At 47.7% G+C, this 12446-nt stretch carries 13 protein-coding genes; 10 read left to right on the top strand and 3 right to left on the bottom strand.

Annotated features, from left to right (window positions below; translation table 11 throughout):
• Positions 1 to 43 precede the first annotated feature (43 nt).
• The 6 genes from M1M80_RS06195 (at position 44) to M1M80_RS06170 (ending at position 6505) form a co-directional block, all read left to right on the top strand.
• Positions 44 to 1882: a bifunctional homocysteine S-methyltransferase/methylenetetrahydrofolate reductase gene (locus M1M80_RS06195; RefSeq protein WP_060398353.1), complete on the top strand. Its 1839-nt coding sequence runs from the start codon at positions 44 to 46 to the stop codon at positions 1880 to 1882.
• A gap of 89 nt (positions 1883 to 1971) precedes the next feature.
• A complete protein-coding gene (locus M1M80_RS06190) occupies positions 1972 to 2421 on the top strand; it encodes a GNAT family N-acetyltransferase (protein ID WP_060398352.1) in 450 nt (149 codons plus the stop codon).
• A gap of 4 nt (positions 2422 to 2425) precedes the next feature.
• On the top strand, positions 2426 to 3277 hold the full coding sequence (locus M1M80_RS06185) for a GNAT family N-acetyltransferase (protein WP_060398351.1): 852 nt from the start codon (positions 2426 to 2428) through the stop codon (positions 3275 to 3277).
• A 111-nt stretch (positions 3278 to 3388) separates the two neighbouring features.
• On the top strand, positions 3389 to 4657 hold the full coding sequence (locus M1M80_RS06180) for an MFS transporter (protein ID WP_060398350.1): 1269 nt from the start codon (positions 3389 to 3391) through the stop codon (positions 4655 to 4657).
• Positions 4658 to 4665: 8 nt separating this feature from the next.
• Positions 4666 to 5781 carry a mandelate racemase/muconate lactonizing enzyme family protein gene (locus tag M1M80_RS06175; RefSeq protein WP_060398349.1) on the top strand — a complete coding sequence of 372 codons (1116 nt, stop codon included), beginning with the start codon at positions 4666 to 4668 and terminating at the stop codon, positions 5779 to 5781.
• Between the two features lie 94 nt (positions 5782 to 5875).
• Complete coding sequence (locus M1M80_RS06170) at positions 5876 to 6505, top strand: YitT family protein (RefSeq protein WP_029316808.1); 630 nt, start codon at positions 5876 to 5878, stop codon at positions 6503 to 6505.
• A gap of 44 nt (positions 6506 to 6549) precedes the next feature.
• On the opposite strand, the gene M1M80_RS06165 is transcribed toward M1M80_RS06170, so the two are convergent.
• A complete protein-coding gene (locus M1M80_RS06165) occupies positions 6550 to 7308 on the bottom strand; it encodes a phosphosulfolactate synthase (RefSeq protein ID WP_060398348.1) in 759 nt (252 codons plus the stop codon).
• Entirely contained in the window at positions 7305 to 7991 is a 687-nt protein-coding gene (locus M1M80_RS06160; protein ID WP_060398347.1) for a 2-phosphosulfolactate phosphatase, read from the bottom strand. The genes M1M80_RS06165 and M1M80_RS06160 overlap by 4 nt, the downstream gene beginning before the upstream one ends.
• A gap of 189 nt (positions 7992 to 8180) precedes the next feature.
• Between M1M80_RS06160 and M1M80_RS06155 the strand changes: the two genes are divergently transcribed.
• From M1M80_RS06155 to cysC, 3 genes are all read left to right on the top strand, one after another.
• Complete coding sequence (locus tag M1M80_RS06155) at positions 8181 to 8894, top strand: phosphoadenylyl-sulfate reductase (protein WP_080428987.1); 714 nt, start codon at positions 8181 to 8183, stop codon at positions 8892 to 8894.
• Between the two features lie 105 nt (positions 8895 to 8999).
• Entirely contained in the window at positions 9000 to 10169 is a 1170-nt protein-coding gene (sat, locus tag M1M80_RS06150) for a sulfate adenylyltransferase (RefSeq protein ID WP_060398346.1), read from the top strand.
• Positions 10166 to 10765, top strand: coding sequence for an adenylyl-sulfate kinase (gene cysC / locus M1M80_RS06145; protein ID WP_060398345.1), 600 nt, complete (start codon positions 10166 to 10168; stop codon positions 10763 to 10765). The genes sat and cysC overlap by 4 nt, the downstream gene beginning before the upstream one ends.
• A gap of 28 nt (positions 10766 to 10793) precedes the next feature.
• Here cysC and M1M80_RS06140 read toward each other — a convergent pair whose 3' ends face one another.
• Positions 10794 to 11600: an alpha/beta fold hydrolase gene (locus tag M1M80_RS06140; RefSeq protein WP_060398344.1), complete on the bottom strand. Its 807-nt coding sequence runs from the start codon at positions 11598 to 11600 to the stop codon at positions 10794 to 10796.
• A gap of 204 nt (positions 11601 to 11804) precedes the next feature.
• Between M1M80_RS06140 and M1M80_RS06135 the strand changes: the two genes are divergently transcribed.
• The gene (locus M1M80_RS06135) at positions 11805 to 12443 is read left to right on the top strand and encodes a pentapeptide repeat-containing protein (RefSeq protein WP_060398343.1); all 639 of its coding nucleotides are present in this window, start codon (positions 11805 to 11807) and stop codon (positions 12441 to 12443) included.
• The last annotated feature ends 3 nt before the right edge of the window (positions 12444 to 12446 follow it).

The raw sequence follows: 12446 nt of genomic DNA, 5'->3' as shown, positions 1-12446 counted from the left end.
TTCTCTTTTTTTCCTTGCTGAATGTGAATAAAGGAGGCAGACAATGGGACTTTTAGAAGATTTGCAAAAACAGGTGTTAATCGGTGACGGCGCCATGGGGACGCTCCTCTACTCCTATGGCATTGACAGGTGTTTTGAGGAGCTCAACATTTCGAAGCCGGAGGAAATTCAGCGCATACATAAAGCGTACGTTGAGGCAGGAGCCAACATTATTCAAACGAATACGTACGGGGCCAATTATATTAAATTATCGAGACACGGCCTTGAGGATGACATTAAAAAAATGAATCAAGAGGCAGTAAAAATCGCGCGGGCTTCAGCAGGCGATGCATACGTGCTTGGGACGATGGGCGGCATCCGCACATTTAATAAAAACGCGTACAGCCTTGACGAAATCAAACGCAGCTTTCGCGAGCAGCTGTACCTGCTGCTGCATGAAGAACCGGATGGCTTGCTGTTAGAAACGTATTATGATTTGGAAGAAGCCCGTGAAGTGCTGAAAATTGCGCGCAAAGAGACTAGCCTTCCGATTATGCTCAATGTATCGATGCACGAGCAAGGCGTACTGCAGGACGGAACGCCGCTTTCTGAAGCATTGCGATCGATTGCTGATCTCGGGGCTGATATCGTCGGCATTAACTGCCGGCTCGGTCCTTATCACATGATTGAAGCGCTCAGCGAAGTGCCGATTTTTGACGACGTGTTCTTATCAGTTTATCCGAACAGCAGTCTTCCTTCACTTGAAGAGGGACGGCTCGTCTATGAAACAGATGACACGTATTTTCAAAACAGCGCATCAGAATTTCGCAAACAAGGCGCACGGATTATCGGCGGCTGCTGCGGCACCACACCGAATCACATCCGGGCGATGGCGGAAGCAGTTGGCGGGCTGGCTCCGATTACGGAAAAAGAAGTCAAAACCCGGGCGAAGGAATTCATTTCCGTTCAGCACGAGCGGACAGAGCCCGGCCTGAATGAGATCGCGGCGGAAAAACGCTCCATCATCGCAGAACTGGACCCGCCGAAAAAATTGAGCTTTGACAAATTTCTGTCCGCTGCTGCTGAATTAAAAGAAGCGGGAATTGATGCCCTGACGCTCGCTGACAATTCACTGGCTACCCCGCGGATCAGCAATGTTGCCTGCGGCGCCCTTGTGAAGCAGCAGCTCGATATGCGGTCCCTTGTCCATATTACGTGCCGTGACCGAAATATTATCGGCTTACAGTCACATTTAATGGGCCTTGATACATTAGGGCTGAATGACGTACTGGCCATTACGGGTGATCCTTCTAAAATCGGGGATTTTCCGGGTGCAACGTCTGTTTATGATTTAACATCCTTTGATTTAATCAGGCTGATCAAACAGTTCAATGAAGGACTGTCCCTGTCTGGAAAGCCGCTTGGCAAGAAAACGAATTTCTCAGTCGCCGCTGCATTTAATCCGAACGTCCGACATCTGGATAAAGCGGTAAAACGGCTGGAGAAAAAAATAGATTGCGGGGCCGATTATTTTGTTTCACAGCCTGTCTATTCCGAGCAGCAGCTTGTCGATATCCATAACGAAACAAAGCATCTGAAGACGCCGATCTATATCGGCATTATGCCGCTCACAAGCAGCCGAAATGCTGAATTCATCCACAATGAAATTCCGGGCATTAAGCTGTCTGACTCTATTCGCGAAACAATGGCCCTCGCCGGTGAAGATAAAGAGAAGCAAAAAGCGGAAGGCCTTGCGATTGCCCGCTCCCTGCTGGACACGGCATGCGAGCTGTTTAACGGCATCTACTTGATTACGCCTTTTCTCAGATCTGACTTAACCGCTGAGCTCACTTCGTATATCCAGCAAAAAGATGAGCAGCGCCAAAATATCTATTTGCATTAAACCTAGATGACTGCCTGAGCCAATCGGGCGGTCTTTTTTTACCGCATTCGTGTTACGATATAAAAAATCGGTTTTAGAGGAGGAACATCATGCTCGAAGTTAAAACCATTTCCGCGGAAGATACATACGAAATCCGGCACCGTATCCTGCGCCCCCATCAATCCATCGAACAATGCCAATATGAACAGGATCATGCGGAAGGCTCTTTTCATCTCGGCGCGTTTTTTGAAGGAACACTGATCAGCATTGCTTCTTTCTCCCCTCAAAATCAGCCATTATTAACGGAATCCCCTGCGTATCGGCTGAGAGGCATGGCGACGCTTGAAGGATATCGCGATAAAAAAGCCGGGAGCATGCTGATCAAACACGCGGAGCAGAAACTGGCAGAGAAAGGCGTGCAGGCGGTCTGGTGCAATGCAAGACAACATGTCAAAGGCTACTACGCAAAGCTTGGCTGGGAAGAACGCGGCGAACCGTTTGAGATTCCCGGCATTGGCACTCATATCGTCATGTGCAAAAAACTCGGAACAAGCAGGTGATCTTATGGACGTAATGGATGAGCTGATTGAGCTTCATGAAGAACATGTCCCCGGCTTATTGCGGCTTTGCAGGCAGGCCGGGTGGCCGGATTATGGTGAACAAGAGCTGGCACTGCTGGTCCAGCAAGGGCGCTTTTTCGGTTATCAAAACATCCGCGGGGAGATCATCTCCTGCATCGGCTTGTTTTTGTTTGGCCGTCTTGCTTCTATCGGCCTCGTCATCGTCGACAAAGAATACAAACGGCTCGGTCTCGGGCGGCGGATGGTAAACGCGTGTATCACCCAAACGGATGAAAGCACCGCCATCAGGCTTTGCGCCACAAAAGAAGGTTTGCCGCTTTATGAAAAAGCAGGTTTTCATAAAGCGGGTTCAGTCCGAAAGTACAGCTGCCACAGTTTTCAACCTTTTGCAAAGCACCTTGACGCTGAACTGACATCCTTTAGAGAACAAGACTTTCAAGACTTAGCCGCAGCGGATCTGGCAGCCTTTGGCGGAGATCGATCAAACCTTCTTCAGCAGCTTATTTCCACTTCGGAAGAATGTGTCATCATCAGAAACAAGAAGGGACAGCTGATTGGCTACGGCCTGTCTGTACAGACACCGGCCAATCTGAAATTCGGCCCCATCGTCGCTCCATCATCAGACATTGCTGCACGAATAATCAACAGGCTGGCCGCCGGCAAACAAAGTCCGATGCGAATCGATATACCGGGTGAACACACATCTCTTCATGACAGACTGATTGAAATGGGATTTCACGCAGACGCAGAGCCGCCGCTTATGCTTTACCAGAAAAAGAGGCTTCCTGACCAAAATGGACACCTATATTCGTTAATTTCACAGGCACTCGGTTAACCCTCCTTTTTCCCGAACAGGTATTTTCTGTTCGGTTTTTTGCTGTCTGAACGTTGAATAAACGAAGCCAGCAGGGACATTCTAAGCAGAAGAAAAGGAGTGTGCTCTGAGATGGAATCATCAAAACAAAATAACGGAATGACGATTGTTGCAATCGGTTCAATCCCTTTAATATTAACACTTGGAAACTCGATGCTTATTCCGATTTTGCCAAAAATGAAATCTGAACTTCATTTATCACAATTTCAAGTCAGTCTCGTGATCACAGTATTTTCCTTGATTGCGGCGTTTGCCATTCCGATTGTCGGTTATCTCGCTGACAGATTCTCAAGGAAAATCATCATTATCCCTTGCTTAATTTTGTACGGTGCCGGCGGCTTATTAGCCGGGTTTGCGGCGGGTTTTTTTGATAATGCATACCCTTGGATCATGGCAGGACGGGCGCTTCAGGGAATCGGGGCAGCCGGGACCGGCCCGATTGCGATGGCACTGACGGGGGATCTGTTTAAAGGCGCCCAGGAAAGCAAGGTGCTCGGCCTCGTTGAAGCTTCAAACGGCATGGGGAAAGTGCTTTCGCCGATCATCGGCTCGCTTATCGCCCTGCTTGTCTGGTATGGCGCGTTTTTTGCCTTCCCGGTGTTTTGTATCATTTCGATCGTGCTGACGTGGATTTTTATTAAAGAAAAGAAAAAGGAAAAAGAACCGCCCCCGATCGGAAAATATGCGAAAGGGCTGTTAAGTGTTTTTAAACATGAAGGCAGATGGCTGTTTACAGCTTATTTAGCAGGGGCAACTTGTTTGTTTACTTTATTCGGCATCCTGTTTTATCTATCAGATGTCTTAGAAAAAACATACGATACCGACGGCGTCAAAAAAGGCTTGATTTTGGCAATCCCGCTTTTGGTTATGTGTGTGACATCTTATACAACCGGAAGCAAAATCGGCCAAAAGCAATCATTAATGAAAAAGCTGATCGTACTCGGATTGGCGTTTATGACTGTTTCTTATGCGGCATTGTCTTTCATTGAGAATCTTGTGCTCTTTATCAGCGTTCTCGTGCTGAGCAGTATAGGCTCCGGCCTTGTCCTTCCTTGTGTGAACAGTTTTATTACCGGAGCTGTCGGCAAAGAAAGACGGGGATTTGTGACCTCGCTGTACGGATCGGTTCGTTTCTTAGGGGTTGCCATCGGGCCTCCGATTTTCGGCCGCCTGATGCAATGGTCCAGACCCGGCATGTTTTTGAGCATTGCGGGATTGACGCTTGTTGTCGGCATTCTCGTGATGTTGCTGATCCATGTAAATCAAAACAAAGAAGAAACAAAAGAAAAAGAAGATCCTAAAATGGCTGGCAATCGGCTTCAGCCAGCTGAGGAAAGGTAGCATCCCATTTGAAAATCGAACGGGTTGAGACCTTTCCGCTTTTGCATCGATTAGAAGAGCCGTACGGCGACGCAAACGGGTTTAAACGATATCGAACTTGCTATCTCATCAGAATTGTCACAGAAAGCGGGATTGACGGCTGGGGAGAATGCGTTGATTGGCTCCCGGCTCTCCATGTCGGTTTTACCAAACGGATCAGCCCGTACCTTGTAGGAAAACAGGCCGGCAGCCGACTGCCATTAGTGCGTACGATTCAAAAATGGCATCAACGGGCGGCCTCTGCTGTGAGCATGGCGCTGACAGAGATTGCGGCCAAAGCTGCGGATTGTTCGGTTTGCGACCTATGGGGCGGGCGGTATAGAGAAGAGATTCCTGTATACGCCTCTTTTCAATCGTATTCTGAACAGCCGCAATGGATCAGCCATTCGGTTTCCAGTGTCGAAACCCAATTAAACAAGGGCTTTAAGCAAATTAAAGTCAAAATCGGCGGGGCTTCATTTGAGGAAGATGTCCGTCACATCAATGCCCTGCAGCATACTGCCGGCAGCTCCATTACGATGATTCTGGACGCAAACCAAAGCTATGACGCCGCAGCCGCTTTGAAATGGGAACGCTATTTCTCAGCATGGACGAACATCGGCTGGCTTGAAGAGCCTTTGCCCTTTGATCAGCAGCAGGATTACGCTTTGCTTCGCAGCCGTTTATCTGTTCCTGTTGCCGGTGGAGAAAATATGAAAGGCGCGGCACAATTTGTGCCTCTCCTTTCACAGCGGTGTTTGGATATCATTCAGCCCGATGTCATGCATGTCAACGGAATTGATGAATTTCGGGACTGCCTCAAGCTCGCACGTTATTTCGGCGTTAGAGCGTCCGCCCATGCATATGATGGTTCTCTTTCACGGCTCTATGCTTTATTTGCACAAGCCTGTCTGCCTCCGTGGTCTAAAATGGAGAACGATCAAATTGAGCCGATCGAGTGGGACGTCATGAAGAATCCTTTTACAGATCTCGTCAGCCTTCAGCCTTCAAAAGGAGCGGTTCACATCCCGAAAGGAAAAGGCATTGGAACAGAAATCAATATGGAGATCGTCAATCGTTACAAGTGGGATGGCTCAGCATATTAAGCTGAGCCATTCTTTATTTGCAGACATAAATAATGGACAGCCTCATAAAATGGAAACAGCGGACAAGTCTTTTCATAAAGGAGCAAATGACTTAATGGCTGAACTGCTGACGAAAGCAAAACTCACGTTTATGATTGTCGTAGGCGGCGTACTGCAGGGACTCGGCATGTCCTTGTTTTTATTTCCGCATGATATTCCGACAGGCGGGGCAGCAGGTATTGCGGTGCTGTTGCATTATCTGTTTCAAATTCCTCATGGCTTTTCAGTGTGGGCTGTGAATGTGTCGATGCTTTTTACCGCTTTAAAATGGCTGGAAATGAGAACATTCACCGGCACCCTCGCTTCGATTACCGTCACCTCTGTCTCGGTATTGATCTTTGATGCGATTTTTCCGGATATCACATCAAACCTGTGGCTTGATCTGGCAAGCGGCGCTGTGTTATTGGGACTCGGCATCGGACTTTTATACAAATACAAAATTTCAAACGGAGGATTTGGAGCTCTTGCGCTGATGATTTCCATTTACCGCGGCGGGAATCCCGGAACAATCCTGCTCATCATGAATTGCATCATTTTTATGGTGACCGCGTCTATTATTGCCTGGGGCATCGTCATTCAAGCCCTGATATGCCAAGTGATATCGACAAGAGTCATCGACTTCATCTATAACATCCGTCTGACTTCACTCCCCTATCTCACGCCTATGTACCGCCATAAAAAATAATAGGCAGAGGCTCTCTTCACGACGAGAGCCCCGCAGCTGCTGTTTTACAAATAAAACGTATCAGATCTTAGCCCTAAACGCAGCGTCTCTAACGCGATCGCATCATGAAATGGGATATTGGCCAAATTCACATTCGACCCGATCCTTTGAATAAATCCTTGCTGGAGCGTTTTGTTCGGCGCTTCAAAAATCAACCGGGTGATATCAATATCCGAGGAAATGATGTCATCGACAATTTGAAACCGGACATCGCCGCTGCTGGAACATATTCCTCCTGTCCCGCTTTCCCTTGCCTCCGTAATCACTTTTTCCGCGCCCGCTTCCATATCCTCAACGATATACTCTAGCCACTCCTCAGAGCTTTGCCGGCTTGATAATTCCGCATCCTTGCTGCCCACCTCACTGAGCACAAGAAATTCATCAGAAAAATCGGCAATATAAGCCGCTTTCTCTTTATTCGTCATCGGGAGCGTACCGTTTGAAATCTCGATATATTCACAGCCGAAATAGGTGCAATACCGATGAAATTCATTCACTTTTTTCTGGCTTACATACTTCTCAAACAGTGTGCCGCCAAAGAAAAATTTAATGTCATGCTCCTTCAGCGCACTGATCTTTTCTTCAAGATCTTTCGTAAGTAATGATGTGCCCCAGCCGAATTTCACAAAATCAATATAGTCGGCCGCTGCGGCTATCACATCTTTGAAAAATTGCAAGGGATAGCCGTTATCTATTAAAATGGTCTGCCCGGTTTCTCTCGGCTTGCTTGTTCTCACTGGCAATTCTAGTGAAAAATCATTCATATCATGACCCTCTCTATCGTTGGAACTTCTCTTTCTTGTTTCACTTTCATCACGAAATCGCCTGTCAATTCTTTTGTACAGTACGCGATGTCTTCCGGATCAAACAATGGCTGGCAGCGGTCAAAAAATTTCTCCGCAACAGAAGAGCGTTTTATTCTTTCGATCGTCTCCGCAGCGGTTACCGCATTTGTCCCTTCAATGATGCCCTTGATATACTCCGCACACGCCATGTCGTCATCACCAGACGGATGGGAAGCGACAATATTCATGACACAATCCTTTGCGGCGAGCGTTCTCACATGCTCAGCTGTTGTTCTAGCGTTGGAAAATCCGGTCACGAACAGATGCTTGGCGTTCAGCGCCCCTAACGCCGCTGTGACGCCGTTTGTTGTTTTCTGGATCAGGCGCTTATCCGCCATACCCTGCATTGCCATGCGTTTTGGAGAATTATCCAAATCAAATCCGCTGATACCGACCCCCTTTTCCTCTCCCGTCAATACGTAATCCGGATAGGTTTCTTTCAGCGCAAAGGCTTCCTCTGCTGTTCCGGCCAATAATATCTCTTTCGCCCCGCCGATAAACGCATAATGGGCGACCGTAAAGGCTCTGATGACATCAATGACGATGTTAATATCCGCCGGGGCTAGCGAATGATGATGCCCCTGATAAATGGTAATCGGCATAATACCTCTCCTTGGGCATAAAACCATTTTGCTTAAAAGCATATTCAGCCGGTCTCTTAATGGTTCCGCTCCCTCATTTTAGGCGGCGCCGCCCCTAAAAACCCTGAACGTTTATGTGAAAAATGAATAGTCTGCCTATAACTCGATCAATAGATAAGAAAACAGACAGATGCAAACGGGGGGAAAACGTTGAACGAACAAATCATCACATATGACACATGGAACGACACGCTGTCCAAGCAGATAACGGATCAATTGATCGATGAGCTCGATGTGTTGAAATGGGCTTACCGAACATATGGGGAAAAGATTGTGTACGCGTGCAGCTTTGGCGCAGAAGGGATGGTACTTCTCGACCTCATATCAAAAATCAACAAAAACGCGCACATCATATTTTTGGATACAGGGCTGCATTTCCAAGAAACATATGAGCTGATCGAGACCGTCAAAGAGCGATATCCGGGATTGACAATCCAGTTACTCGAACCCGAGCTGAGCTTAAAAGAACAGGAGACGCAATACTGCGGTGAGCTGTGGAAGCATAACCCGAATCTATGCTGCCAATTGCGGAAAATCGAACCGCTGAAAAAGCACCTGTCCGGCATGTCAGCTTGGATTTCAGGGCTGCGCCGGGAGCAGTCGCCTACGAGAAAGCATATTCAATACGTGAATCTGGATCAAAAGTTTAAGCTCATCAAAATTTGCCCGCTCATCCACTGGACATGGGATGACGTTTGGACGTACATCCGCCTGCACAATTTGCCTTATAACAAACTGCACGATCAACATTACCCGAGCATAGGCTGTGAAATGTGTACATTGCCTTCCGCGGACCCGAACGATGAGAGAGCTGGAAGATGGGCCGGACGGGAGAAAACAGAATGCGGCCTGCATCAAGAATAGCGTCCGGCATGCCCTTGCCATGGAATGATGTTGACGCGCTGCTCGAGGTTTTCAGCCAGCGCAGAAAAGAAAACAAAGGAAACGTAAAAATGGAGGTTGAACACGTTGAATGGAAACGAGCCCCACGGAGGGGTGTTAATCAACCGCTGCGATCCCGCATGCCATTTTGAAGGGTGCACGTGCGAAGCGGAGCTGGATCAGCTTGCACTGAGCGACCTGGAGCTTATCGCGATCGGCGGCTACAGCCCGTTAACAGGTTTTTTGAGAGAAAAAGATTATCATTCTGTTGTGAAAGAGATGAGGCTGGCAAACGGCTTACCGTGGAGTCTGCCGATTACGCTGCCTGTCGGAGAAAAAACAGCAAAACAGCTGTCTGCCGGAGATCGCGTCAAGCTTGTGAAAGACGGCATCACCTACGGCATGATCACAGTCATTGATATATACCAGCCCGATAAAACACAGGAAGCACTGTCTGTTTTTAAAACAAACGACCCTGCCCACCCAGGCGTAAAAAAATTGCTTGAGCGTCCGGATTACTATATCGGAGGGCCTATCACGGTCAGCCGCCTTCCCGTTAAATCCTTCGAACAGTTTTACGCAGCGCCCGCAGAAACAAGAGCGGCCTTTAATAAACTCGGCTGGAAAACGATTGTCGGTTTTCAAACCAGGAACCCTGTTCACAGAGCGCATGAATACATTCAAAAAACAGCGTTAGAAACGGTCGACGGTCTGCTGCTTCACCCGCTTGTCGGAGAAACGAAGTCAGACGATATTCCGAGCGATATCAGAATGGAGAGCTATCAGGTTTTGCTTGATCACTATTATCCAAAGGATCGGGTCATGTTATCGGTTTTCCCTGCCGCCATGCGGTATGCAGGTCCGCGGGAAGCGATTTTCCATGCCCTCGTCCGCAAAAACTACGGCTGCACCCATTTTATTGTAGGCCGTGATCACGCGGGTGTCGGCAGCTATTACGGAACATACGACGCGCAAAATATTTTTCAATCATTCACAGAGGAGGAGCTGGGCATCAAACCGCTGTTTTTCGAGCACAGCTTTTACTGCCGGAAATGCGGAAACATGGGCACCTCGAAAACATGTCCGCACAGCCCAAGAGACCACATCCACTTATCAGGCACAAAAGTGAGAGAGCTTCTCCGCCACGGCAAAAAGCCGCCTAAAGAATTCAGCCGCCCTGAGGTCGCAAACGTGCTGATCAAGGGTCTTCATCAACAGCCCGTTGCCATCCAGCAAAACAGCGGGGGATTGCAATGACACACAATCCAAACATCATTTGGCACCGCGCTGCAATCTCGAAGTCTGACAGACAGTCCTTAAACGGGCACAAAAGCTGCGCCCTCTGGTTTACCGGACTGTCCGGCTCAGGAAAGTCGGTGCTGGCCAATGCTGTTGATGAAAAGCTTTACCGCATGGGCATTCAGAGCTATGTGCTTGACGGCGATAATATCCGCCATGGCTTAAACAAAGATCTTGGATTTCAGACTGGAGACAGGATTGAAAACATTCGCCGGATCGGAGAAGTGGCGAAGCTGTTTGTCGACAGCGGGCAAATGATTTTAACGGCTTTTATTTCTCCATTCAGAGAGGACCGGGACATGGTCAGAGCGCTCTTTCCTGAAGGAGAGTTCTTCGAAATTTATGTGAAGTGCCCGCTGCACGTTTGTGAACAGCGCGATCCGAAAGGACTATATAAAAAAGCGCGAAGCGGAGAAATTAAACATTTTACCGGGATCGATTCTCCGTATGAAGCGCCGCTTTCACCCGATTTCATCATTGAATCAGACCAGACTTCTATTTCCGACGGAGCTGATCTGATCATTACAGAACTGCAAAGCAAAGGAATCATATAAAAAAACCCGATCAATATCGGGTTTTTTCTCATGTTCCCGCAAACTGTGCAATCAAACGGTTGATCTTCTCTTTTTCTTCATAAAAAGCTCCGTGCCCGCTGTTTACAAACGGAACCAATTCCGACTGTTTGATGCCGCGCTTCAATTCTTTCGCAAAATCAAACGGCGCAATTTTATCCTTTCTTCCGTGCAGGATCAGTGCCGGCACCTTGATTGATGCAAGATCCTTTCTGAGATCCTCGTCTCTTAATGCAATGCCGGAGTGGATCGTCCCGTAGGAGGAAGCCTCGAGCATCAGATTGAGAAACCATTGCCTGAGCTCTGGAGACACGTTTTTCTCAAAAAACTGTTTTCCTAAATCAGCCAGCGTTTTAGGCCGATCCGTTTTGAATTGTTCAATCATATCGTCAATATCCTGCTTCCTCATCCCGTACGGATAACCCGGGCGTTTTGTAAATGCGGGCGCCGCTGCAGACAATAAAATCAGCTTGCCAATATCAGCTCCGTCATGCCTTGTCATATAACGGATGGCGATTGCGCCGCCCATCGAAAAACCGGCAAGAACCGCGTTCTCAAGCTGCAGCGTATAAATGACTGCCTTCACATCATCTGCCATCGTGTCATAATCGTAGCCTTCCCACGGGCGGTCAGATTGCCCATATCCCCGTAAATCAATGCCGATAAAACGGAAGCCTCTTTTCGGAAGCTCATTCATTTGATATTCAAACATCTTATGATTCAGCGGCCACCCGTGCAAAAAGATGATCGGCCTTCCATGCCCGATATCCTCTACAAACAGTGTCACATGCTCCTCGGTTTTGACGTAATGCCCCATTCCGCATTCCTCCTGTTCCCTTTTCTTTCCCGGCCTGTAACCGCCTTGACGTACAGGAAGCTTTCCATTTATGCTTACAAAACAAGCGGGCTGCTGTACCAAGAAAAGGCTCTTCACGATTTACTATATGTATCAAATTCCATAACGATCTATTAAATTGATCCCGAAGGCCTCTGGTTTTCGGACAGTAAAGGATGTCATCACATGAATAAAACAGTGATTCAAAAACCGCACATACCGGAAAACCTGCAAACCGGCGATTTTTACGAAACCGCTACGCAGGATGATGTCATCAGCATGTATTTGTTTGAAGATTGTACAATCTGCGGCGAAGATATTGAAAGACTTTGTGTGGAAAAAACGGTATTCAGAAATGTTGTGTTTATCGATGTATCTTTCCGGCATATCGAACTGACAGATGTGATCTTTGAAAAATGTGATTTGTCGAACGCCGATTTCAGCGGGGCTGTCATTCACAGGACTTCAGTAAAGCAATCAAAAATGGTTGGAATGAATTTGGCGGAATCAACGCTGCGGAATGTTTCATTCGAGGAATGCCACGGACATTTCAGTTCATTTTCGTACTCAAATATGAAACAAGTTCGATTTGATCACTGTGCCCTTATGCAAAGTGAGTGCAGCAATATGGCGCTCCAGCAATCACACTTTGACGGGTGTGAACTGGAAGGCGCCAGCTTTACCGGCACGTCCCTTCAAAATATGGACATCAGCACCTGCCGTTTTGAACAGCTTCATGTCTCCCTCGACAAATTGAAAGGCTGCAAAATCGCGCCGGAGCACGCGATTGCTTTCGCCAGGGCGCTGGGAGCTGTCATTGTATAACAA

This window comes from Bacillus inaquosorum (genome assembly GCF_023238325.1).
Taxonomy (GTDB): domain Bacteria; phylum Bacillota; class Bacilli; order Bacillales; family Bacillaceae; genus Bacillus; species Bacillus inaquosorum.
This window is presented reverse-complemented; position numbering and strand designations above follow the sequence as displayed.